The 21,420-nt window shown below is 59.7% G+C and carries 18 protein-coding genes; 6 read left to right on the top strand and 12 right to left on the bottom strand.

From position 1 onward, the window contains the following. Positions 1-15 precede the first annotated feature (15 nt). Both ACA043_RS12555 and katG read left to right on the top strand, forming a co-directional pair. Complete coding sequence (locus ACA043_RS12555) at positions 16-2,226, top strand: LTA synthase family protein (RefSeq protein WP_497659347.1); 2,211 nt, start codon at positions 16-18, stop codon at positions 2,224-2,226. A 131-nt stretch (positions 2,227-2,357) separates the two neighbouring features. Beyond that, on the top strand, positions 2,358-4,628 hold the full coding sequence (katG, locus tag ACA043_RS12550; protein ID WP_497659346.1) for a catalase/peroxidase HPI: 2,271 nt from the start codon (positions 2,358-2,360) through the stop codon (positions 4,626-4,628). A gap of 264 nt (positions 4,629-4,892) precedes the next feature. On the opposite strand, the gene pepN is transcribed toward katG, so the two are convergent. The 6 genes from pepN to ACA043_RS12520 are packed head-to-tail and all read right to left on the bottom strand — an operon-like array spanning position 4,893 to position 11,409. After that, entirely contained in the window at positions 4,893-7,550 is a 2,658-nt protein-coding gene (gene pepN / locus ACA043_RS12545) for an aminopeptidase N (protein ID WP_497659345.1), read from the bottom strand. 10 nt (positions 7,551-7,560) lie between these two features. Beyond that, positions 7,561-8,391, bottom strand: a complete 831-nt coding sequence (locus tag ACA043_RS12540; protein ID WP_497659344.1) for a DUF2797 domain-containing protein — start codon at positions 8,389-8,391, stop codon at positions 7,561-7,563. Next, positions 8,388-8,648, bottom strand: a complete 261-nt coding sequence (locus ACA043_RS12535; protein ID WP_093221961.1) for a YeaC family protein — start codon at positions 8,646-8,648, stop codon at positions 8,388-8,390. Before ACA043_RS12535 ends, ACA043_RS12540 begins: the two co-directional genes overlap by 4 nt. Positions 8,649-8,681: 33 nt before the next feature. After that, positions 8,682-9,551 carry a rhomboid family intramembrane serine protease gene (locus ACA043_RS12530; protein WP_497617783.1) on the bottom strand — a complete coding sequence of 290 codons (870 nt, stop codon included), beginning with the start codon at positions 9,549-9,551 and terminating at the stop codon, positions 8,682-8,684. Then, the gene (locus tag ACA043_RS12525) at positions 9,548-10,522 is read right to left on the bottom strand and encodes a metallophosphoesterase (RefSeq protein ID WP_370872657.1); all 975 of its coding nucleotides are present in this window, start codon (positions 10,520-10,522) and stop codon (positions 9,548-9,550) included. Before ACA043_RS12525 ends, ACA043_RS12530 begins: the two co-directional genes overlap by 4 nt. Continuing rightward, positions 10,519-11,409 carry an NAD(+) kinase gene (locus ACA043_RS12520; protein WP_187678751.1) on the bottom strand — a complete coding sequence of 297 codons (891 nt, stop codon included), beginning with the start codon at positions 11,407-11,409 and terminating at the stop codon, positions 10,519-10,521. The genes ACA043_RS12525 and ACA043_RS12520 overlap by 4 nt, the downstream gene beginning before the upstream one ends. Before the next feature lie 115 nt (positions 11,410-11,524). On the opposite strand from ACA043_RS12520, the gene ACA043_RS12515 reads away from it, so the two are divergent. Continuing rightward, positions 11,525-12,475: a DUF1853 family protein gene (locus ACA043_RS12515; protein ID WP_187678752.1), complete on the top strand. Its 951-nt coding sequence runs from the start codon at positions 11,525-11,527 to the stop codon at positions 12,473-12,475. An 85-nt stretch (positions 12,476-12,560) separates the two neighbouring features. Here ACA043_RS12515 and ACA043_RS12510 read toward each other — a convergent pair whose 3' ends face one another. Then, positions 12,561-13,844 carry an arsenic transporter gene (locus ACA043_RS12510; protein ID WP_497659343.1) on the bottom strand — a complete coding sequence of 428 codons (1,284 nt, stop codon included), beginning with the start codon at positions 13,842-13,844 and terminating at the stop codon, positions 12,561-12,563. A gap of 144 nt (positions 13,845-13,988) precedes the next feature. Then, on the bottom strand, positions 13,989-14,546 hold the full coding sequence (locus ACA043_RS12505) for an NADPH-dependent FMN reductase (RefSeq protein WP_489880914.1): 558 nt from the start codon (positions 14,544-14,546) through the stop codon (positions 13,989-13,991). A 182-nt stretch (positions 14,547-14,728) separates the two neighbouring features. On the opposite strand from ACA043_RS12505, the gene ACA043_RS12500 reads away from it, so the two are divergent. Beyond that, on the top strand, positions 14,729-14,989 hold the full coding sequence (locus tag ACA043_RS12500) for a hypothetical protein (RefSeq protein WP_401265312.1): 261 nt from the start codon (positions 14,729-14,731) through the stop codon (positions 14,987-14,989). Between the two features lie 83 nt (positions 14,990-15,072). After that, complete coding sequence (locus tag ACA043_RS12495; RefSeq protein WP_489880915.1) at positions 15,073-15,966, top strand: LysR substrate-binding domain-containing protein; 894 nt, start codon at positions 15,073-15,075, stop codon at positions 15,964-15,966. Here ACA043_RS12495 and ACA043_RS12490 read toward each other — a convergent pair. The 3 genes from ACA043_RS12490 to dnaQ all read right to left on the bottom strand — a co-directional run bounded on the left by ACA043_RS12490 (position 15,932) and on the right by dnaQ (position 19,701). Beyond that, positions 15,932-16,546: a GNAT family N-acetyltransferase gene (locus tag ACA043_RS12490; RefSeq protein WP_187681011.1), complete on the bottom strand. Its 615-nt coding sequence runs from the start codon at positions 16,544-16,546 to the stop codon at positions 15,932-15,934. The two genes, ACA043_RS12495 and ACA043_RS12490, sit on opposite strands and share 35 nt — an antisense overlap. Before the next feature lie 14 nt (positions 16,547-16,560). Next, positions 16,561-18,816, bottom strand: a complete 2,256-nt coding sequence (locus ACA043_RS12485; protein WP_497659342.1) for an Orn/Lys/Arg family decarboxylase — start codon at positions 18,814-18,816, stop codon at positions 16,561-16,563. Positions 18,817-18,942: 126 nt separating this feature from the next. Then, the gene (gene dnaQ, locus ACA043_RS12480) at positions 18,943-19,701 is read right to left on the bottom strand and encodes a DNA polymerase III subunit epsilon (protein ID WP_401265319.1); all 759 of its coding nucleotides are present in this window, start codon (positions 19,699-19,701) and stop codon (positions 18,943-18,945) included. Between the two features lie 188 nt (positions 19,702-19,889). Here dnaQ and ACA043_RS12475 point away from each other — a divergent pair, with 188 nt between their 5' ends. Then, positions 19,890-20,195, top strand: a complete 306-nt coding sequence (locus tag ACA043_RS12475; protein ID WP_489880917.1) for a DUF2388 domain-containing protein — start codon at positions 19,890-19,892, stop codon at positions 20,193-20,195. 112 nt (positions 20,196-20,307) lie between these two features. Here the strand turns inward: ACA043_RS12475 and ACA043_RS12470 are convergent, their stop codons facing one another. Beyond that, positions 20,308-21,408, bottom strand: coding sequence for a polyamine ABC transporter substrate-binding protein (locus ACA043_RS12470; RefSeq protein ID WP_187681007.1), 1,101 nt, complete (start codon positions 21,406-21,408; stop codon positions 20,308-20,310). Positions 21,409-21,420: the final 12 nt, after the last annotated feature.

The following is a 21,420-nucleotide window of genomic DNA, read 5'->3' as shown; positions in this document are numbered from 1 at the left end:
GGAAGGTCTTTTTTTGTGAGCGCTCTTTTGACCGGGTTGCGACACCCACATGCCCGCCTCTTTTCCTTGATTTTTCTGGTACTGATCGTGCCGGTCTGCCTGCGCGCGGCGCTCGGCTGGTCGACGCCGCTGGGTTATTTGTCGGATCTGGCCATTGGCAGTTTGCTGGTGGTGTTGCTGCATCGTCGTCCGTGGTGGCTGGCATTGCCGGTGCTGCTGTTTTGCGCACTGTTGAGCGTGGCGACGGCTGAACTGGTCAGCGCCGTAGGACGCCTGCCGAATCCGACGGATCTGCATTACCTGATCGACCCGCAGTTCGTGGAAAACTCCACCGGCGGCGGTCTGGCCCATCCGGGCGTGGGCATCGCGTTGTTGCTGGCCCTGATGTTTTGGCTGCTGACTCAGTTTGCCGGACGCGGCATTGCCCGCCCGGCTCTGCCCCGCGCCGTATGGAGCGCGCCGCTGGTGCTGTTCGCCGCGCACTGGGGTGCGCAGAACCTGTGGCCGAGCGAGGACGATCCGTGGCGGGCGTACAACTTGCCGCATCAGTTGCTGGCCACGCAGGTTGCTGATTTGCAGATCCAGGCCGAGGAATGGCTGGACGGCGATGTCGAAGAAGCCGCGCCAGCGATGGCCGGGCTGACCGACGTCGATCTCAATGGCCACAAGCTGCTGACCGCCCCGGGTCAGGCGCGCAACGTATTGGTCATAGCCCTGGAAGGCATTCCCGGCGCTTACATCCGCGCCAACCGCGAAGCCATCGGCAGTCATTATCAGGAAGACCTGATGCCCAACCTCAGCCGTTGGGCCGAGCGCGGCATGAACACGCCGGATTACGTGCTGCACACCCACCAGACCATTCGCGGTCTGTACGCCATGCTCTGTGGCGATTACGACAAGCTCAACAACGGCACGCCCAAAGGCGTGGAAATGCTCACCCAGCAACAGCGCAATCTGGCCTGCCTGCCGGCACAACTGCGCGAACACGGCTTCAGCACCCACTACCTGCAAGGCGCCGGTCTGCGCTTCATGGCCAAAGACAAGATCATGCCGCACATCGGTTTCGATGCGACCCATGGTCTGGAATGGTTCACCAACGCCAACTATCTGGAGTTCCCTTGGGGCAAGGATGACAAGGCGTTCTTCGAAGGTGCGCTGGATTATGTCGGCCAATTGAAGAAGCAGAAGCAACCGTGGATGCTGACGTTGCTGACCGTGGGCACCCACCAGCCCTACTCCGCGCCAGAAGACTATCTGCAGCGCTACGAGACGCCGAAACAGGCAGCGGTCGGTTATCTGGACGATGCGCTGGATCAGTTCCTGATCGGTCTTGAACGCCAGGGCGTGTTGAAAGACACCCTCGTCGTGATCACTTCGGATGAATCCCACGGCATCGACGGCGTGCGTCTGGCCTCCTCGTGGGGCTTCAACCTGACATTGGCGCCCGAACATGAACAACTGCCGCGCCTCAACGCCGGGGTGTATGGCCATGTCGATCTGAGCACCTCCATCCTCGATTACTTCGACCTGCCAGTGCCAAGCGCGCTGAGTGGCCGCTCGCTGTTTCGCGACTATGACTCCGGGCGCGAGATCATGTCGTTTACCAACGGCAAACTGCGCTACCACGACGGTCGGGGGATTTTTTCCGAATGTGACATGCCACGCCGTTGCCGCTACTACGAAAGCGCAGGGTTTATCGCCGAGAGCGCCACGTTCAAGGGCACCTACAGCGGTCAGCGCGCTCGACAGATCGCGGCCCGCGCGAATGCCCTCGATCTGTCGCTGCTGCGCACCCCGCTCAATCAGCGCTATCAGTTCGGCAGCACCAACGTCATCCCGTTGCAAGCGCAGATCAATGACGATTGGGCCGACAACCTGATTGGCGCGCAATACCTGGAAATGCCCAAGGGCACGCACACCCGCGTGCGCCTGACCGTGCGCTCGGTCGATCCGCAACAGGCAGCGTACATTCAGCTCAAAGCCAAGGAGTTTGAACAGGACGTGCAACTGGGATTGCCGGCGGAGATGGTTGCGACGGCGGATCAACCGTTGGAGATGGATTTCAGTTTTGATAACCCGCAGCAGCGCAAAGCCTTCTCGTTTCACCTGTTGGGATATGGACTGGGTGCAGTAGAGGTGACGGATTTCAGTGTGATCACCGAAGTGCCGGGGCAGGAGGAACTGCTAGACGAAGTACCGGAGGACGAAGCGGCGCAGTCCAGTTGATCGCGCGGTAAAAGGTTCTGCCTATCAGTGTCCAATAGTCGGGCTATTAGCTGACTTGCCAAGTCGGGTCTAGCCTTACAAGTCCGAAGTCGGCACGAGCCGGCCGTACAAGACCTGATAAGGATCCGAACATGGCAAACGAATCGAAATGCCCGTTCAACCACGCCGCCGGTGGTGGTACGACGAACCGTGACTGGTGGCCGAATCAACTCAACCTGAAAATCCTGAGTCAGCACTCGCCCAAGTCCGATCCGCTGGGCAAGGATTTCGACTACGCCACCGCCTTCAAAAGCCTGGACTTTCAGGCCTTGAAACAGGACCTGCGCGCCCTGATGACCGACTCTCAGGACTGGTGGCCGGCAGACTTCGGCCACTATGGCCCACTCTTCATCCGCATGGCCTGGCACAGCGCCGGCACCTATCGCACCGCCGATGGTCGCGGTGGCGCCGGTTCCGGGCAGCAACGTTTCGCCCCGCTCAACAGCTGGCCGGACAACGTCAGCCTCGACAAGGCCCGGCGCCTGCTATGGCCGATCAAACAGAAATACGGCCGTAATATTTCCTGGGCCGACCTGATCGTACTCACCGGTAACGTTGCACTGGAATCCATGGGCTTCAAGACCTTCGGTTTCTCCGGCGGTCGTCCCGACGTGTGGGAGCCGGACGAAGACGTGTACTGGGGCTCGGAACACGAATGGCTGGGTGGCGACAGCCGTTACGGCAAGGACAAATCAGCCATGCAGGAACCCGGTGACGGCACGCTTGTGGCCGAACCTGATTTACACGGCAAAGAGGAAAGCCGTACCGATCAGGGCGAACGCAATCTGGAAAACCCGCTCGCTGCCGTGCAAATGGGTCTGATCTACGTGAACCCGGAAGGCCCTGAGGGCAACCCGGACCCAGTGGCCTCGGCCCGGGACATCCGCGAAACCTTCGGCCGCATGGCCATGAACGATGAAGAAACCGTGGCACTGATTGCCGGCGGCCACGCCTTTGGCAAAACCCACGGCGCCGGCCCTGCCGATAACGTCGGCGCTGAACCGGAAGCCGCCGGACTGGAAGAGCAAGGCCTCGGTTGGAGAAACGCCTTCGGCACCGGCAAGGGTGGCGACACCATCACCAGCGGCCTCGAAGTAACCTGGACCACCACGCCGACCCAATGGAGCAACAACTATCTGGAAAACCTGTTCGGCTTCGAGTGGGAACTGACCAAGAGCCCGGCCGGTGCGCACCAGTGGCAACCGAAGAACGGCGCAGGCGCCGGCACCGTTCCCCATGCCCACGACCCGAGCAAAAAACTCTCGCCGACCATGCTGACGTCTGACTTGGCGCTGCGCTTCGACCCGGCCTACGAACAGATCTCGCGCCGGTTCCTGGCCAATCCCGATCAGTTGGCCGACGCCTTCGCCCGTGCCTGGTACAAACTGATCCACCGTGACATGGGCCCGCTGTCACGCTACCTCGGACCGGAACTGCCCGCCGAAGAACTGCTGTGGCAAGACCCGATTCCTGAGGTCACTCATGCGCTAATCGACGACAACGATGTGACCGCACTGAAAGGCAAAGTACTGGCGTCTGGGCTTTCCGTCTCGCAACTGGTCTCCACCGCGTGGGCGGCGGCCTCGACATTCCGGGGTTCAGACAAGCGTGGCGGCGCCAACGGTGGCCGCCTGCGTCTGGCACCACAGAAGTTCTGGCAAGCCAACCAGCCTGAGCAGTTGGACAAGGTGCTGAACACCCTTGAAGGCATTCAGGGAGAGTTCAATGGTGGCGCAGCAGGCAAGAAGGTCTCGCTGGCGGATCTGATTGTGCTGGCGGGTAATGCCGGGGTCGAGCAAGCGGCGAAAAATGCCGGGCACTCGGTCACGGTGCCATTCACGCCGGGACGTGCGGACGCGACCCAGGAGCAAACCGATGTCGACTCGTTCGGCTTTCTGGAGCCGATTGCCGATGGGTTTCGCAACTACAGCAAAGGCAAATACCGGGTGTCAGCCGAGGCCCTGTTGATCGACAAGGCGCAACTGCTCACCCTCTCTGCTCCGGAAATGACCGTGCTGCTGGGTGGCCTGCGCGTGTTGAACACCAACGTCGGGGGAAGCCGTCATGGTGTGTTCACCAGCCAGACCGAAGCACTGACCAACGACTTCTTCACCAACCTGCTGGACATGGGCGTGGAGTGGAAGCCGACCTCGCGGGACGCGGACGAGTTCGAGGGCCGTGACCGTAAAACCGGTAGCGTGAAATGGACGGCGACAAGGGTTGATCTGGTGTTTGGTTCCAACGCGATATTGCGTGCGCTGGCGGAGGTGTATGCCAGTTCGGATGCGAAGGAGCAGTTTGTTAAGGACTTTGTTGCTGCATGGACGAAAGTCATGAACCTGGATCGCTTCGACCTGAAGTAATTTAGAACAACAAAAAACGCCGCTTGTTTAAGCGGCGTTTTTTTGGATGCAAACTGGATTATTTCGGTGTTTTTTAGATCTTAACCCCCTCACCCCAGCCCTCTCCCCCAAGGGGGCGAGGGGGAAAGGGAGCCGATCTCGATGTGCTTCAAAACCAATGCTCGACTCGGTCTTTCAAGTCGGTGTAACTCGACCATCCACCTCGGTCAGTCCCCTCTCCCTCAGGGAGAGGGTTAGGGTGAGGGAAAAGCTCCAAACGCCATATCAAGCCAAGCTCTTGCTAACCACCTCATACACATCGCTCGACAGCTGCCCCGAAGCCCGAATCCGCTCCAGCTCCCCTTTCATCAACGCCTGCCGTGCGCCGTCGTACTTGCGCCAGCGAGTCAGCGGTGCCAATTGGCGCGAGGCAATCTGCGGATTGAAGCCGTTCAACTCGATCACCAGATCCGCCAGGAAGCGATAACCGGAACCATCCGCCGCGTGGAAGTTGATCAGGTTCTGCCCGGCAAACGCACCGACCAGCGCACGCACCTTGTTCGGGTTCTTGATATTGAACGCCGGGTGCTGCATCAACGCTTTCACCCGTTCCAGGCCGCCCGGCAAGGTGCTGCCGGCTTGCACGCTGAACCACTGATCCATGACCAGCGGGTTGTCCTTGAATTGCTCGGCGAAACTGGCCAGAGCTTGGTCTTTCTGCTCGTCGAACGGCGAGTTGACCAGCACCGCCAGCGCGGTCAGGCGCTCGGTCATGTTATCGCTGGTGTCGAACTGTTCAAGCGCCGCTGCCAACACTTCCGGCTTGCCGCTGAGCATCAGGTACGACAGCGCGATGTTCTGCAAGGCACGACGGGCAAAATGCTCGGCCTCGGCCACATATGGGGTTTTCTTCGACAGGTCACGGTTGGCCTGATAACGCAGCCACAGTCCTTCGAACAGGTTGTCGGCCAGTTGCTTGCGGGCAAATTCGCGTGCGATATGGATGGCATCGACGTCCGCCACTTCGCTGATTTCAGTGAGGTACGCCTCACCCGGCAGCGAGAGCATTTCAGCGACCATCGCCTGATCCAGCGACTCGTCGGACAGCACCGTGCGCAGCGCGGTGATCAGGCGAGGATCGAGCGACAGGCTTTCGCCCTTTTGCTGCTGGGCGATCAGTTCTTGCAGCACTTGCACCGACAGTTGCTGACCGGCATCCCAGCGGTTGAAGCCGTCGCTGTCGTGCTGCATCAGGAACATCAACTGGTCACGGTTGTACGGGAAGCTCAGTTTCACCGGCGCCGAGAAGCCACGCAGCAACGATGGCAATGGCTGCTCGCTGATGTCGACGAAGGTGAAGGTCTGCTCAGCCTCGGTCACGGAAATCACGCGAGTGGTGCCTTGGGCAGCGGCTTCGCCAGCCAGACGCAGGGCGATCTCGTTGCCCTTGCTGTCGAGCAGGCCCAGTTCCACCGGAATCACGAACGGCAGTTTTTCTACCTTGTCCGGGGTTTCCGGGCAGCTCTGGCGGAAGGTCAGGCTGTAGGTTTTTGCCGCAGCATCGTAAGACTCGCTCACCGCCAGACGTGGCGTACCGGCCTGGCTGTACCAGCGTTTGAACTGGGTCAGGTCGACGCCGTTGGCATCTTCCATCGCCTTGATGAAATCGTCGCAAGTCACGGCCTGGCCGTCGTGGCGTTCGAAGTACAGGTCGCTGCCCTTACGGAAGCCTTCGGCGCCGAGCAAGGTATGAATCATGCCGACCACTTCCGAGCCCTTTTCGTACACGGTCAGGGTGTAGAAGTTGGAAATCTCGATGAAGCTGTCAGGGCGCACGGCGTGGGCCATCGGGCCGGCATCTTCGGCGAACTGATGGGTACGCAGGTACGCCACGTCCTGAATGCGCTTGACCGTGGCCGAGTTCATGTCGGCGGAGAAGCCGGAATCGCGGAACACGGTGAAGCCTTCCTTGAGCGACAACTGGAACCAGTCGCGGCAGGTCACGCGGTTGCCCGACCAGTTGTGGAAGTATTCGTGGGCGACGATCGCCTCGACCCGCTGGTGCGCGGCGTCGGTAGCGGTTTCGGCGCGGGCCAGCACGGCGCTGGAGTTGAAGATATTGAGGCCTTTATTCTCCATGGCGCCCATGTTGAAGTCGTTGACCGCGACGATCATGAAGATGTCCAGATCGTACTCGCGACCGTAGACCTCTTCGTCCCAGCGCATCGACTTCTTCAGGCTGTTCATCGCGTGCTGGCACTTGTCGATGTTTTCCGGCTCGACATAGATGCGCAGCGCGACGGTGCGCTCGGTCATGGTGGTGAAGGTGTCTTCAACGCACCACAAATCACCGGCCACCAGCGCGAACAGGTACGCCGGTTTCATGAACGGGTCTTCCCAGGTCGCCCAGTGCCGGCCGTCTTCGCCGGGGCCGGAAGCGATCGGGTTGCCGTTCGACAGCAGTACCGGATAGCTGTGCTGCTCGGCGACCACCGTGGTGGTGAACTTGCTCATCACGTCGGGACGGTCGAGGTAATAGGTGATCTTGCGGAAGCCTTCGGCTTCGCACTGGGTGCAGAACATCGTGCCGGACTTGTACAGGCCTTCCAGCGCGGTGTTGGTTTCCGGGTGGATCTTGACGCTGGTGTCGACCGTGAAGGTTTCGCTGGTCGGTTGCAGGGTCAGGTGGTTTTCGCTGAGCTGGTAATCGTCAGCGCTCAGCTCTTTGTCGGCGAGTGTGACCGCGAGCAATTCCAGCTGCTGGCCATCCAGCACCAGCGGCGGCAGGCCCGCGCCACGGGCCGGGTTGCGGCGCATCACCAGTTGCGCGTGGACCAAACTGTGGTCCTCGAACAACTCGAAGGTCAGGTGTGTTTCGTCGATCAGGTACTCAGGCGCCTGATAGTCCTTCAGGTAAATCATCTTCGGTTGTTCGGTGCGCATGCTGGAATCCTTATTGATGCACGGCGAGCTGATAAGCCGTGTACTTACGAATGTTGATCACGCCGGTATCGAAGATCAGGTACTGGCCCTTGATCCCCAGCAGCGTGCCTTCGGCAATCGGGTTCTTGTCCAGGTTGAAGCTGACGATCTTGGCCGGGTATTGCTCGACCGGATAGCGGATTTCGATAGGTTCGACATCGGCAATCGTCTGAATTGCCTGTAGGCCGAATCGCTCCTGCAAGCCTTGCAGGCCCTCGGCGCAGCTTTCGAACAACTGATCGCGTACTTGCGCCAGATCCACCGCCACCGCATCGCCCTTGAGCAGTGCGCGCCAGTTGGTCTTGTCGGCGACTTGACTGCGGAACAGATCTTCGACGAAGCCCGATTGCTGCCGCGTCGCCACACGCATGATCGGCAACGCCTGACTGGCACCCTGATCGAGCCAGCGGGTCGGCAATTGGGTAGCACGAGTGATGCCAACCTTGACCCCCGACGAGTTGGCCAGATAGACCACATGGTCGGTCATGCAGAACTGCTCGCCCCACGCAGGATCGCGGCAGGTGCCGGCGTCAAAGTGGCAACGCTCCGGGCTCATGATGCAGATATCGCACTGGGCCAACTTGGTCATGCACGGGTAGCAGTAACCCTGGCTGAAACTGGTTTTGGTCTTGCGCCCGCAATGGGTGCAGTGGATCGCCCCCAGATACTCCAGACGCACCGTCGTGCCGATCAAAGGATTGACCGGCACCTCGACGTCATCCAGACGAAACGCGTATTGCACGTTCGGCCCGTCAAGGCGCGCCGACATTTTGCTGATTGCACCGCGGCCAATCTCGATCAATGGATGGCATCCGACTTGAACAGAATGTTCGGCACTTCGATCGACTTCGACGCACACTCCTGCGGGCCCATGTAACCGGTGCGCTGTTCTTCAGGCAGGTTCTGGATTTCCCAGGCGATCATCGCCTGCAACGACAGCTCGCGCTGTTCGGCGGTGAGTTTGCCACCGTCCGACCACTTGCCGATTTCCACGGCCAGTTTCAGGCTCTCGTAGATGTCCGGGGTGATGTTTTTGATCATTTCGTTAAAAGAGGACATCAGGGTCTCCGTGCTCTTTATTCACTGAAAATTTTAGGCGGCCAGTTTACGGCGGTTATACAAACCGCCCAACAAACCGGTGAAGCATCCGATGAGTAACCCGCCGACGTGGGCGGCATTGGCAATTTCGCCGAAGCCGATCATCGAGATCAGCCCGGACATGCACACCAACAGCCACACCAGCATCATCACCAATACGCCGCGCGGCAGGCGATAGGCCGGGTTCGGCGACAACAACTGGAAGATCCAGCAGTGGCCAAGCAACCCGTAAAGCACACCGGACAGTCCGCCGAACAAGGTCGCGCCGCTCCAGGCGAACTGCGCGTAGTTGGATACCAGGCTGAACAGCAACGTCAGGCCGATCAAATTGATACTGCCCTGACGCGATTCGATGCGCCGCCCCAGCTCCCAGTACCACATGCCGTTCATGGCCAGGTGGAGGATGCCGAAGTGGATCAGCATCGGCGTCACCAACCGCCACCACTGCCCCGCCGCGAGGCTGTCAGCCAACGGAGTAAAGTGGATGTATTCGCCGATCACACGGAAATCGAGGAAGGTCAGCCAGCGCAGGGTTTCCAGGTTTTCACCCAGAAAGGTCAGGCCGGCGACGATCAGGCACAGCAGCAGAATGAAGCCAGTGGCCTTGGCGTGCTTCAGTTGTTCGACGAAGCCCGGACGCTTGAAGGTCTGGGCTACCGGGATGTCCAGGGTTTGCTCGGGATCACCGGCCGGGAAGCGCTCGTACAGCGAACGAACGTCGTCGCTGACCTCCGCTGGCGCCCACAACACCTGCTCGCCCGCCTCCTCACTGACCCGGTGCGGCACCTGCATGCGTTGCAGCAGCGTGACGAAACCGCTCAAGTCCACCGCCAGGGGCAGACGCAATACCGCTACCGCACTCATTGCAGCACCTCCGGCCGCTCGACATCGACCCAGACAAATTTATGCGGATCAAGGCGGGTTTCCTGATCCAGACGATAGGCGACGAGTTTGCCGTAGAGCACCGCGCTGTAATCCAGACACGCGAGGTTCGGGCGGATCGGCGCCGGTTTGCCGCTGCGCCAGTAATGGCCGACGAACAGCAACGGCTCATCGACGCCGTAGCGCAGCAGAGAATTCTTTTCAGTGGAAGTCAGCGGCGTCTGCGCCACCGGCTCCGGCAAGGCATCGGGCTGAAAGACGATGTCGCCATAGGTTTTCGGATCGTCTTCCCAGAACTTGGTGCGGAAGAACGAACGCACCAGACCGTCACCACTGGTCATGGTCTGGCCGTCCGGCAGACGCATGTCGGTGCCGCGCAGCAGGCGATCAAACACGGTGCAGGCGAAACTGCCGGGCACGGCCGAGGCCTGGAGGAAATGCTCATCGATGCGTGCATCGGGAAACAGGCCGCGCAGCGGTTCGATGAGGCCGGCGTCCCAGCACGCATGCACCACACGGAAACGCCCGGCATCCACCACCAGCGGCAGTTCATAGAACCACTGCTGAAAGTCGTGCCAGTCGCCGGGATGGTCTTCGAACTGAGTCAGGGTTTCATGGAGCAATCGCGCATGGCGCGGCGTGTGCTCACGCACGAACTGCTTGCCGCTGCCCGGTGGCGCCGGCGTGCTCCAGCCGAGGGCATTGAATTCATGGTTGCCCATGATGCACAAGGCCTGACCGGCCTCGACCATGTCGTGGACGATGTGCAGCGCCTCGCGAATCCGCGGGCCACGGTCGATGATGTCACCGACGAACACGGCCATGCGCGATGGATGCCGCCAGACCCCGCCCTGCTTGTGATAACCGAGACGGTCAAGCAGATGTTCGAGGGTCAAGGCGCATCCGTGCACGTCACCAATCAGGTCATAACTGCGCGCGGGATCGAGCATCAGTCGCCTCCACCGCCCAGCTTGCTGCCCCAGCCGAGCTTAGTGCGGCAGACTTCGTAGTAGTTGTGGTCGAGCGGGTGGATCAATCGCAGTTTCTGCGCTTTCTTGCTGACGGTGATGGTGTCGCCCGGCGCGCAGGTGAAGTGGTTCTGCCCGTCGCAGGAGACTTGCGGATAGATCTGCATGTTTTTCGACACGACGATTTTCAGCTCACTGTTGCCATCGACCACAATTGGCCTGCTCGACAACATATGGGGGTACATCGGCACGATCACAATGGCGTCGAGCTTGGGATGCATGATCGGCCCGCCGGCAGACAACGCATAAGCAGTGGAACCGGTCGGGGTGGCGACGATCAGGCCGTCGGCCTTCTGGCTGCAGACGAACTGGCCGTCAATGTACAGCTCGAACTCGATCATCCGCGTCGACTTGCCCGGGTGCAGCACCACATCGTTGAGCGCATCACCCTGACCGATGGCCTCGCCGTGGCGGCGGACTTCGGCTTGCAGCAGGAAGCGGTTTTCCACCAGATAGTGGCCGTCGAGGACCTTGGCGACTTCGACTTCCAGCTCGTCAGGGCGAATGTCGGTGAGAAAACCGAGGCTGCCACGGTTGATCCCCAGCACCGGAATATTGTGTTTTGCCAGCGCACGGGCGGCCCCGAGCAGGCTGCCGTCACCGCCGACGACGATGACCATGTCGCAGACTTCACCGAGCATCTTGCGCGACGAGGTTTGCAGGCCGTGGCCCGGCAGGACTTCGGCGATGGTGTCTTCAAGGATCACATGCAGGTGACGATCGAGCAGAAACCGTTTCAGTCGGCGGACGGTATCCAGCACCTGGGAACTGCCCAGGCGACCGATGATGCCGATATTACGAAATTGCTCCATGGGACCTCTGCGGACAATCGAAAACGCGAAAACCACGATTATGGGCGAAAGCCTGCGATAGACAAAATCCTTTCAGCCTCAAGGGTGGGCTCGTGTTTAAGGCTATGCTCGCAAGATGATCCTATTTCCCGACCTGCTGCAGTTGCCCCATCAATTACGCCATCCCGAAGTGCGTGATCTGGCGTGGGTGATCCTCGCCCCGCCGATGCTTGCGACTACACCGTGGCCGCAGCGTCATCCATTGGCCGGTAGCGACTGGGTTGCCGATCCCGAGCGTCTGGAGCAATGGCTACGTCAGCTTGATCGTGACAGTTACGAACTGCTGCACTGGTTGTCGCAGGCGCGCACCCGGCGTCTGGGCCTGTATTACGAGCGTTTGTGGCAGTTTGCCGTGGAGCATGCGCCGGGGATTGAGCTGATCGCAGCGAACCTGCCGATCCGTCGCGAAGGCCATACCCTGGGCGAGTTGGACATGCTGCTGCGTGACCGCGATGGCGTGCATCACCTCGAACTGGCGATCAAACTCTATCTCGGCCCGCAACAGGGTGACGGCCATGACCCGGCGCAATGGCTGGGGCCGGGCTGTCACGATCGGCTGGATCGCAAACTGGCGCATCTGGTCGAGCATCAACTGCCGATTTCAGCGCGCCCGGAAAGCCGCGAAGTCTTGGCGAAACTGGATATCGAAGTATTCAGTGCGCAACTGTGGCTGGGCGGGTATTTGCTGTATCCGTGGCCCGGCCCTTCGCAGTCGCCGGATGGCGCCCACCCGCAGCATTTACGTGGCAGTTGGTTGCATCAGAAGGATTGGCCGGCGTTCGTCGCGCAGCGTCCGGCAGGCCGTTGGCAACCCCTGCCCCGTCATGCCTGGCTGGCGCCGGCGCACTACCCGGCGGATCAGACCTGGGCTCCCGAGCATTTGCAGATGTGGCTGGAAGGCTTGGAACCGCTAGCCCCGGCGCAGTTGATGGTGCGCCTGACCGAGAATGCACAGGGCGAATGGGAAGAGGCGGAGCGCTTGTTTCTGGTGTCCGACCTTTGGCCGAATGTCCCTGGCCAAGCTTAAAGATCGCAGCCTTCGGCAGCGCCTACATTTGGAATGCGTGCACCCTGTAGGAACTGCCGAAGGCTGCGATCTTTTGATCTTGCTTCTAAAAAGATAACCGCACAGCCAAAGCCGCCAACGTCAGCAATAACACCGGCACCGTCAGCACAATCCCCACCCTGAAGTAATACCCCCAGCCAATGTGAATCCCCTTGCGCTCCAGCACATGCAGCCACAGCAACGTCGCCAGACTGCCAATCGGCGTGATCTTCGGCCCCAGATCGCTGCCGATCACGTTGGCGTAGATCATCGCCTCCTTGACCACCCCGCTTGCCTGACTGGCATCGATCGACAGCAAGCCGATCAGCACGGTGGGCAAATTGTTCATGATCGACGACAACAGCGCCGTCAGCACGCCAGTGCCCATGGCCGCGCCCCACACGCCATGACCGGCGAAGATATCCAGCCAACCGGCGAGATAGCCGGTCAAACCGGCATTGCGCAGACCGTAGACCACCAGATACATGCCCAGCGAGAAAATCACGATCTGCCACGGCGCTTCTTTCATCACTTTGCGCGTGGAAATCTTGTGTCCACGGGCGGCGATGCCCAGCAGCAATGCTGCGCACACGGCGGAAATCGCGCTGATCGGAATGCCCAGCGGCTCGAGGGCAAAGCAACCCACCAACAAGATCGCCAACACCGCCCAACCGGCATAAAACGTGGCTTTGTCGTGAATCGCGGTTTCTGGATGTTCGAGCTGTTCGGGGTCGTAAGCCTTGGGAATGTCGCGACGGAAAAACCACAGCAACATGCCCAGCGTCGCGGCGACGCTGACGAAATTCACCGGTACCATCACCGCTGCATAGCGATTGAAGCCGATGTGAAAGAAGTCCGCCGAGACGATGTTGACCAGGTTCGACACCACCAGCGGCAGGCTCGCGGTGTCGGCAATAAACCCTGCGCCCATGACAAAAGCCAGCGTCGCCGCCGGCGAGAAGCGCAGCGCCAGCAGCATCGAGATGACGATGGGCGTGAGGATCAGCGCTGCACCGTCATTGGCAAACAGTGCCGAAACCAGCGCACCAAGCAGCACCATGAAGGCAAACAACTTGCGCCCACTGCCTCGTCCCCACCGCGCCACATGCAATGCGGCCCAAGCGAAAAAACCCGCCTCGTCGAGCAACAGACTGATGATGATCAGCGCGACGAAGGTGCCGGTGGCGTTCCAGATGATTTGCCAGACCAGCGGGATGTCGCTCAGGTGTACCACACCGAAGATCAGCGCCAGCACGGCGCCCAACGTCGCACTCCAGCCGACACCGAGGCCTTTGGGTTGCCAGATAACGAGGGTAATGGTCAGCAGGAAAATAAGTGACGCAGCGAGCATCCGCGAAAACCTTCAATTGAAATGCAGTAATGAAGTGAACACAAAACCTGTAGGAGTGAGCCTGCTCGCGATAGCGGTATGTCAGTCGACTGATTGACATGCTATCGCGAGCAGGCTCACTCCTACATTTGTCCCATATAAGAATTACTTTTTGTGTTGTTCTACGAATTGTCCGTAAGCATCTATGAATTTTTGCAGGAACGGCTTCACCGATTCACTCAGTTTGCCCGCCTCATCGAACGCCGAACCCGCGCCACCCAGATACGCTTCAGGCTGCTGCATGCACGGCACATCGAGAAACACAAAGGACTGGCGCAGATGCTGGTTGGCGCCAAATCCGCCGATGGCGCCCGGCGATACGCTCATCACCGCACCCGGCTTGCCGCTCCAGACGCTCTTGCCGTAAGGCCGCGAACCAACATCGATGGCATTCTTCAAGGGTGCGGGCACCGAACGGTTGTATTCCGGCGTCACAAACAGCACCGCGTCGGATGAACCCACTTTTTGCCGGAAAGTGCTGTAGGCTGCCGGCGGAGATTCGCCGTCAATGTCTTCGTTATAGAGTGGCAGATCACCAATCTCGACAATCTCAAGCTTGAGGTTGGCCGGGGCCAGTTCCGCCAGCGCCAGAGCGACTTTGCGATTGATCGAAGCTTTACGCAGGCTGCCGACCACTACGGCGACGTTGTAGACATTGCTCATGGAAGACTCTCGATGTCCGTGGGAGGAGCCACAAGTTATAGATGATCCGGTGCCGGTTCCACCAGCAAACGAGGGAAATTCCCGCATGCTGATTATTTTTTTCCTGTAGGAAAACTTACAGGCCTTGATGAAGGTCTACCAAGCCGCAAATCAAGCGTTTTATCTCCAGAGGTTCTAAGCAGATGGCAGCAGTACTCGTCGGTCAGTTCCATGCAAGAGATGCGGAAGGCCGCGTTTATTCCGTGCATGAATTCCAGGAATCCAACCCGTCGGTAGACGGTCTCGCTGGCATGGAGCCTGTTACCACTTACAAACTGGCCATTGGCGATCGTGTCAACAAGGTCAGTGACAACGAGTTTTTGCTGGTTCAATCGGGCGTCACGATCGTTCGCGAGCCCGACACCTACGTCGGCAGCCTGACGGAAACCACCGTCGCCTCATAACCCTGTGTTATGAGCAGAAGTCATATGCGCAGACTTGGGGTAGGATTCAGCCTGCCCCCACCTGCTGAACATGGACTTCACGCATGCGTTTACGTCATATCGAAGTGATTCAGGCGCTCTTGCAGACCGGTCACCTGGGCACCGCCGCCGAATGGCTGCAGTTGCCGGTTACCGAAGTCGAAGAGCGCTTGCGCGAAGCCGAAAGTCAGTTGGGGTTCATGCTGTTCGCCAGCGTTCGCGGGCGTCTGCAATCGACGCCAGAAGCCCGGGCGTTGCAGGTTGAAATCGCGCACGTTTACGAAGCACTGGAGCCGGTGCAACGATTGGCCAGTAGCCTCAAGCAATACCTCGCCCCGCCCGTATGCATCATCGGCACTCCGCCGCTCACCCAGCAGTTGTTGCCGCAAAGCCTGGCCGCCCTGCGCCGGCGCTTGCCCGATGCACCTTGCAGCCTGCTCAGCGCACCGACCCGCGACATCGTCCGCAGCCTGTTGCTGCGCGAGAGTGACCTGGGCCTGAGTCTGCATGATCCTGAGCACCCCGACATTGATTGCCAGCCGCTGGCACAGGGCAAACTGCAACTGCTGGCACCCCACGGCTGGCTGCAACCGAAGCAGAAATACATTTCCCTGCAGGATCTGGCCGGGCAAGCGATGGTCGGCCTCGAAGGTCAGGACCCGCTGAGCCCGGCGCTGGAAAACAAACTCCAGGCACTGCGCCCCGCCCCAAGCATCCAGACCCGGGTACAAACCCACCAGATGATGCGCAGCATGGTCGAGGCCGGTGAAGGGCTGGCCATTGTCGATCCGTTTACCGCGTTAGGCGCCCGCGCTGCCGGGCTGGATGTCTGTCCGCTGTCCCCCGCCGTGCCAATCAGCCTCTATGCCTTGACCTTCAAGCACGCAGCGCCGTCTTCGGCGATTCAGACGTTACTGGCCATCCTCACGGAACAAGCCGAGGCGATGCTGTCGAGCTGAGCGGGTTTTCCAGCGGGTTATCGAACAATCGATACCAGAACAGCGCCACTTCAGCGGTGTTCGGATCAATGCCGCGATAACGCAACTGGTCGACACCGCCGATCACATAGCCACAACGCTCATACAACCGACAAGCCCCGAGGTTGTTGTTCTGGGTTTCCAGCATGATGCCGGGCAACTTCTTCTTGCGGCTCCAGAACTGCGCCACATCGAGCAACGCCTTGGCGACGCCATGACGGCGGGCCGGTGCGTGCACCGCCAGCTCATCGATATGGGCAAAGCCGTTCCAGTTGGTGCTGATCACCAGATGGCCGACCGGTTCGTCATCGAGGTAGGCCATGAAAATCGCGCTGTCGGCGGCATTATGAAAACTGCTGAACTCCTCGGGATCAATGCCGTAGCACTTGCGGTAAGGCACGATCGGCGTTACCAGCCACTGTTCAACGGGCTTGCCGATGACCGCGGCGCCATAGGCGGCGACCTCGAAACTGAAGTCGCTGCCCCAGATATAAGGCGCAAAGCCTTCATCGGCAACCCGCACCGACAGACCTGGATATTTCGGATTCATGACCGGTTGCATACTGGGATAAGTCCTCATTCCTTGACGCAATCGACGGTGTACTGCCGTCCATTGCCTTCATCTTCATGTTGCAGTCCATGCACATCCGCGACAAAACCGGGAAAGCTGCTATCGAACGTGCGGGCAAATTTCAGGTAATCGATGATCGAGCGCGTCGATTCGGTAAAGCGCTCGCCGGGCATGATCAGGGGGATCCCTGGGGGATACGGCACCAGCATCACGGCAGCAATCCTTCCTTCCAGCCTATCAATCGGCACAGCCTCGACCTCCCCACGCACCAAATGATCGTAGGCGTGAGCCGGTTTCATGGCGATCTCCGGTAGTACCGTGTACATGCGTTTGAGATGTTTGGCCGTCGCGTTGCTGCGATAGCAGGCGTGCAGTTGATCGCATAAGTCTCGCAGGCCCATGCCGCGATAGCGCGCCGTGTCTTCTTGCGCGACACATGGCAGGCACGTCGCCAGACTGACGTTGGCGTCGTAACTGCGCTTGAACTCCAGCAACTCGGTGAGCAGCGTACTCCATTTGCCTTTGGTGATGCCCATGGAGAACAGCACCAGAAATGAATACAGCCCGGTCTTCTCTACCACCAGCCCGCGCTCCCAAAGGAACTTGCTGACCACGGCTGCCGGTATGCCCTTCTCGCTCAACGCGCCACCGGCGTTCAGACCTGGCATCACCAGCGTGACCTTGATTGGGTCGAGCAATACGTAATCGTCGCTGACTTCACCGAACCCGTGCCATTCGGCATCCGGTTGCAGCAGCCAGTCTTCCGTTTGCACACGGTCAATGCCTTCGACGCCCGGTGGCTGCCAGATCGAAAACCACCAGTCATCAGCGGCAATGTGCTGCCGCAAATTGGCCAGCGCACGGCGGAAACTCAGGGCTTCATCAAAGGTTTCCTGCAACAGCGAGCGCCCGGCCGGGCCTTCCATCATGGCCGAGGCCACATCCAGCGAGGCGATGATGCTGTATTGCGGCGAAGTGGAGATGTGCATCATGAACGCTTCGTTGAACCGATCCCGGTCCAGTTGCCGCGCGCCGCCGTCCTGCACATGGATCATCGACGCCTGACTGAACGCGGCGAGCAGCTTATGGGTGGAATGGGTGGTAAACACCAGCGGACTGTCTTCGCTGCGCGAGGTGGCCATGCCATAGCGCCCCGCGAAGAATTCATGAAACGCCGCATAGGCGTACCAGGCCTCGTCGAAATGCAGCACTTCGACGCTGTTGCCCAGATTCTGCTTGATCAGTTCGGCGTTGTAACAGAGGCCGTCGTAGGTCGAGTTGGTGACCACCGCCAGTTTGACTTTAGGTGCGCGGCCCTTGGTCAAAGGACTCGCGTCGATCTTGGCCTGGATCGATTCGCGGCTGAATTCGCTCAGCGGAATCGGACCGATGATCCCCAGTTCATTGCGCTCCGGGCACAGGTACAACGGAATTGCACCGGTCATGATGATCGCGTGCAGCACCGACTTGTGGCAGTTGCGATCCACCAGCACCAGATCATCGCGAGCGACCATGGAATGCCAGACGATCTTGTTGGCGGTCGAGGTGCCATTGATCACGAAAAAGGTGTGATCAGCACCAAAATTGCGCGCCGCCCGAGCCTCGGCTTCGGCGAGCGGGCCGGTGTGGTCGAGCAGCGAACCGAGTTCCGGCACCGACACCGACAAGTCCGAGCGCAGGGTGTTTTCCCCAAAGAACTGATGAAACGCCTGCCCCACCGGGCTTTTGTGATACGCCACGCCACCGCCGTGACCGGGGGTGTGCCAGGAATAGTTGGAATCGGCGGTGTGTTGCACCAGCGCCTTGAAAAACGGCGGCAGCAAACCGTCCAGATACTTTCGCGCCGCCCGTGCGACTTGCCGGGCCAGAAACGGCACGGTGTCTTCGAACAGGTAAAGGATCCCGCGCAATTGATTGAGTTCGGCCATGGCATCGGCCGGGGCGTTTTCCAGAGTGACCTGTTCGCCCAGGGCAAAGATCGGCAGATCAGGCGCACGCACCCGAGCCAGGCCGATCAGTTCGGCCATGTTCTGCAAAAGATGCGAGTTGGTGCTGGCATCCTCGGCGGCGATCAGCATGCACGCGAGGCCATGGTGGGTCGAAGCCACCAGACGCCCTTCGGTGTAGTCGGTGGCCGAAACGATACTGAAACCTTCCTGCTCCAACTCCCGGGCGATGCCACGGATACGATCACCGGCGACGGTATCGGCCTTGATGTCGCGATGGACGATCAACACCGGAAACTTCAAATCTTTGTACATGGGGCTCAGTGTCCTGAGGCAGCAGCGGATTCAAATCCGCCAATGCACTCAGCGTAGAGGGTTGCAGTGAAAGTGGCGAGGGTGGCCACTTGTCAGTACTGCCAAAAGTAAAAGATCTTTTGCTCTTCAGGCCTGCGCGTCGGCTTCTGCGATCTGCGTCCACAGCGCCGGACCGCCAGCGGATTTGGCGATGATTTCCAGACGCACCAAGTGAGCAGCCAGTTCATCCTCCGTCGCGCGAATGATCCGCGCTGGCTGGCGATCGGCCGGCAAGCGACGGATTTCCGTGGCGGAGTTATCCGCGCCTTCCCCAGTACCATTACCGTCGGAAGCGTTGCCGGCCAACGACAGGCTGGTCTGGCCCCCGGTCATGGTCAGGTAAACGTCGGCGAGAATCTCCGAGTCGAGCAAAGCGCCGTGCAGTTCACGGCCGGAGTTGTCGACGCCATAACGTTTGCACAACGCATCGAGGCTGTTGCGCTGCCCCGGGTGACGCTCCCGGGCCATCATCAGGGTATCGAGGATCGAGCAGTGCTGCGTGATGTCGGCGCGATCCTGCTGGCCCATCAAGGCGAATTCGTTGTTGATGAAGCCAACGTCGAACGCCGCGTTATGGATGATCAGCTGCGCGCCCTTGATGAACTCGAAGAACTCATCAGCGACTTCAGCAAAGCGCGGCTTGCCCACCAGGAATTCGTTGGTGATGCCGTGGACGCCGATGGCGCCTTCATCACTCTCGCGATCCGGTTGCAGGTAAACGTGAAAGTGCCGGCCCGTCAGGCGCCGACCGATCAGTTCGACACAGCCGATTTCGATAATCCGGTGACCATCGGTCACCGGCATGCCGGTGGTTTCGGTATCGAGTACAACGGATCTGGTGGCCATCAGTGCTCAGCTCTCAACGGGTCTATCGTGCAAAAACGCGGATGTTAACACGCTCGCGGCACACGTCGCGCGCCGCCGGGTGATCGGCACTCACGCAGTTTTTAACAATCATTGGCAAAGTTCATAAAGTCTGCGGGGAATCGGCTTGATAGCGTTCGCGGCTGGTTTCCCACGGATTTGAATGCGTCATGAAGACTGCACAGGTTTTACTGCTTGGCGGCTGCTTGCTGGCGGCCGAAGCACATGCCACCAGTTTCGTCATCAGCACCGACATCACCCTGAGCCTGACGCTCAGCTCGAGTAAAGGGACGAGCGGATCGTTCAAGGACGACAAGGTTGTGCTGGCGGCCAAGGACGATGCGGCGGCGTTTGTGGCCAGTGCCGGAGAGATTCGCGGGGCGCGAATGGAGGCGGCATTTTTGCGGATTCGCGAAGTGCTCAAGGATTCGGATTACACCGATCAGCAGTTGGCTCAAGCCATATTGATCCTGTGAATCGGCGTTATTGTCGTGATCCGCTGCCAAACCCGCTACGCGGCTCTGCGGGAGAAGCCCAGAGCGCGAGAGTCGCGCTCTAGTCTGCATGCAGATAGAAGAGTTGCCGGTATTACTTATCGGACTTGATGCTGGTCCAGACCCGCGTGCGTACACGCTCAAGCTTCTGCGGCAATGGCTGAACCACGTAGAGGGTTTTCAGCGCTTCAGGGGTCGGCGTCAGATTCGGGTTGCCGGTAATCTCTTTGTTGATCAGCGCCATTGAATCCTTGTTCGCGTTCGGGTAACCGAGGAAATCACTGATCGGCGCAATCACCTTCGGATCGAGCAAGGTGTTGAGGAATTCGTGGGCTTCAGCGACGTTCTTCGCGCTCTTCGGAATCGCGAACGTGTCGAACCAGATCGGAGCGCCCTCCTTCGGCAAGCGCCAGTCGACCACCACGCCGTTGCCCGCCTCTTTGGCGCGGTTGCCGAACTGGTAGAAGCTGCCCGAGTAACCGATGGCCACGCAGATGTCGCCGTTGGCGATGTCGGTCATGTATTTGGCCGAGTTGAAATAGGTCACGTATGGACGAACCTTGAGCATTAACTCCTTGGCTTTTTCATAGTCGGCGGGGTTCTGGCTGTTCGGGTCGAGACCGAGATAATGCAGGGCCAGCGGCAGAATCTCCGTCGGCGAATCGAGCATCGCCACGCCGCAGGATTTGAGTTTTTCCATGTTCTCGGGTTTGAACACCAGATCCCAGCTGTCGACTGGAGCGTTCTCGCCCAGCGCAGCCTTGACCTTGGCCGGGTTGAAGCCGATCAGCACGGTACCGACCATGTACGGCACGCCGTACTGGTTACCCGGATCGTTCTTGCCCAGCAGCTTCAACAGTTCCGGATCCTGGTGGCTCCAGTTCGGTAGCTTGGACTTGTCGAGTTTCTGGAAAACACCAGCCTTGATCTGCGTATCGAGGAACTGGTTCGAAGGCACCACCAGATCGTAACCGGAGTTACCGGTCAGCAGTTTGGCTTCCAGGGATTCGTTGGTATCGAAGGTGTCCCAGGTCACTTTGATGCCGTTTTTTGCGGCGAAATCCTTGGGCACGGACGGCAGGATGTAATCCGCCCAGTTGTACACCCGCAGCTCGCGCTGCTCAGCCTGGACGGCGCTGGCCAGCAGCGTCAGCCCACACACGGTGGCACCCAGTATGCGTTTCATCGTGACCATGGTTGTTTCCCC

The sequence above is a fragment of the Pseudomonas sp. LBUM1648 genome, from assembly GCF_059716145.1.
This window is presented reverse-complemented; position numbering and strand designations above follow the sequence as displayed.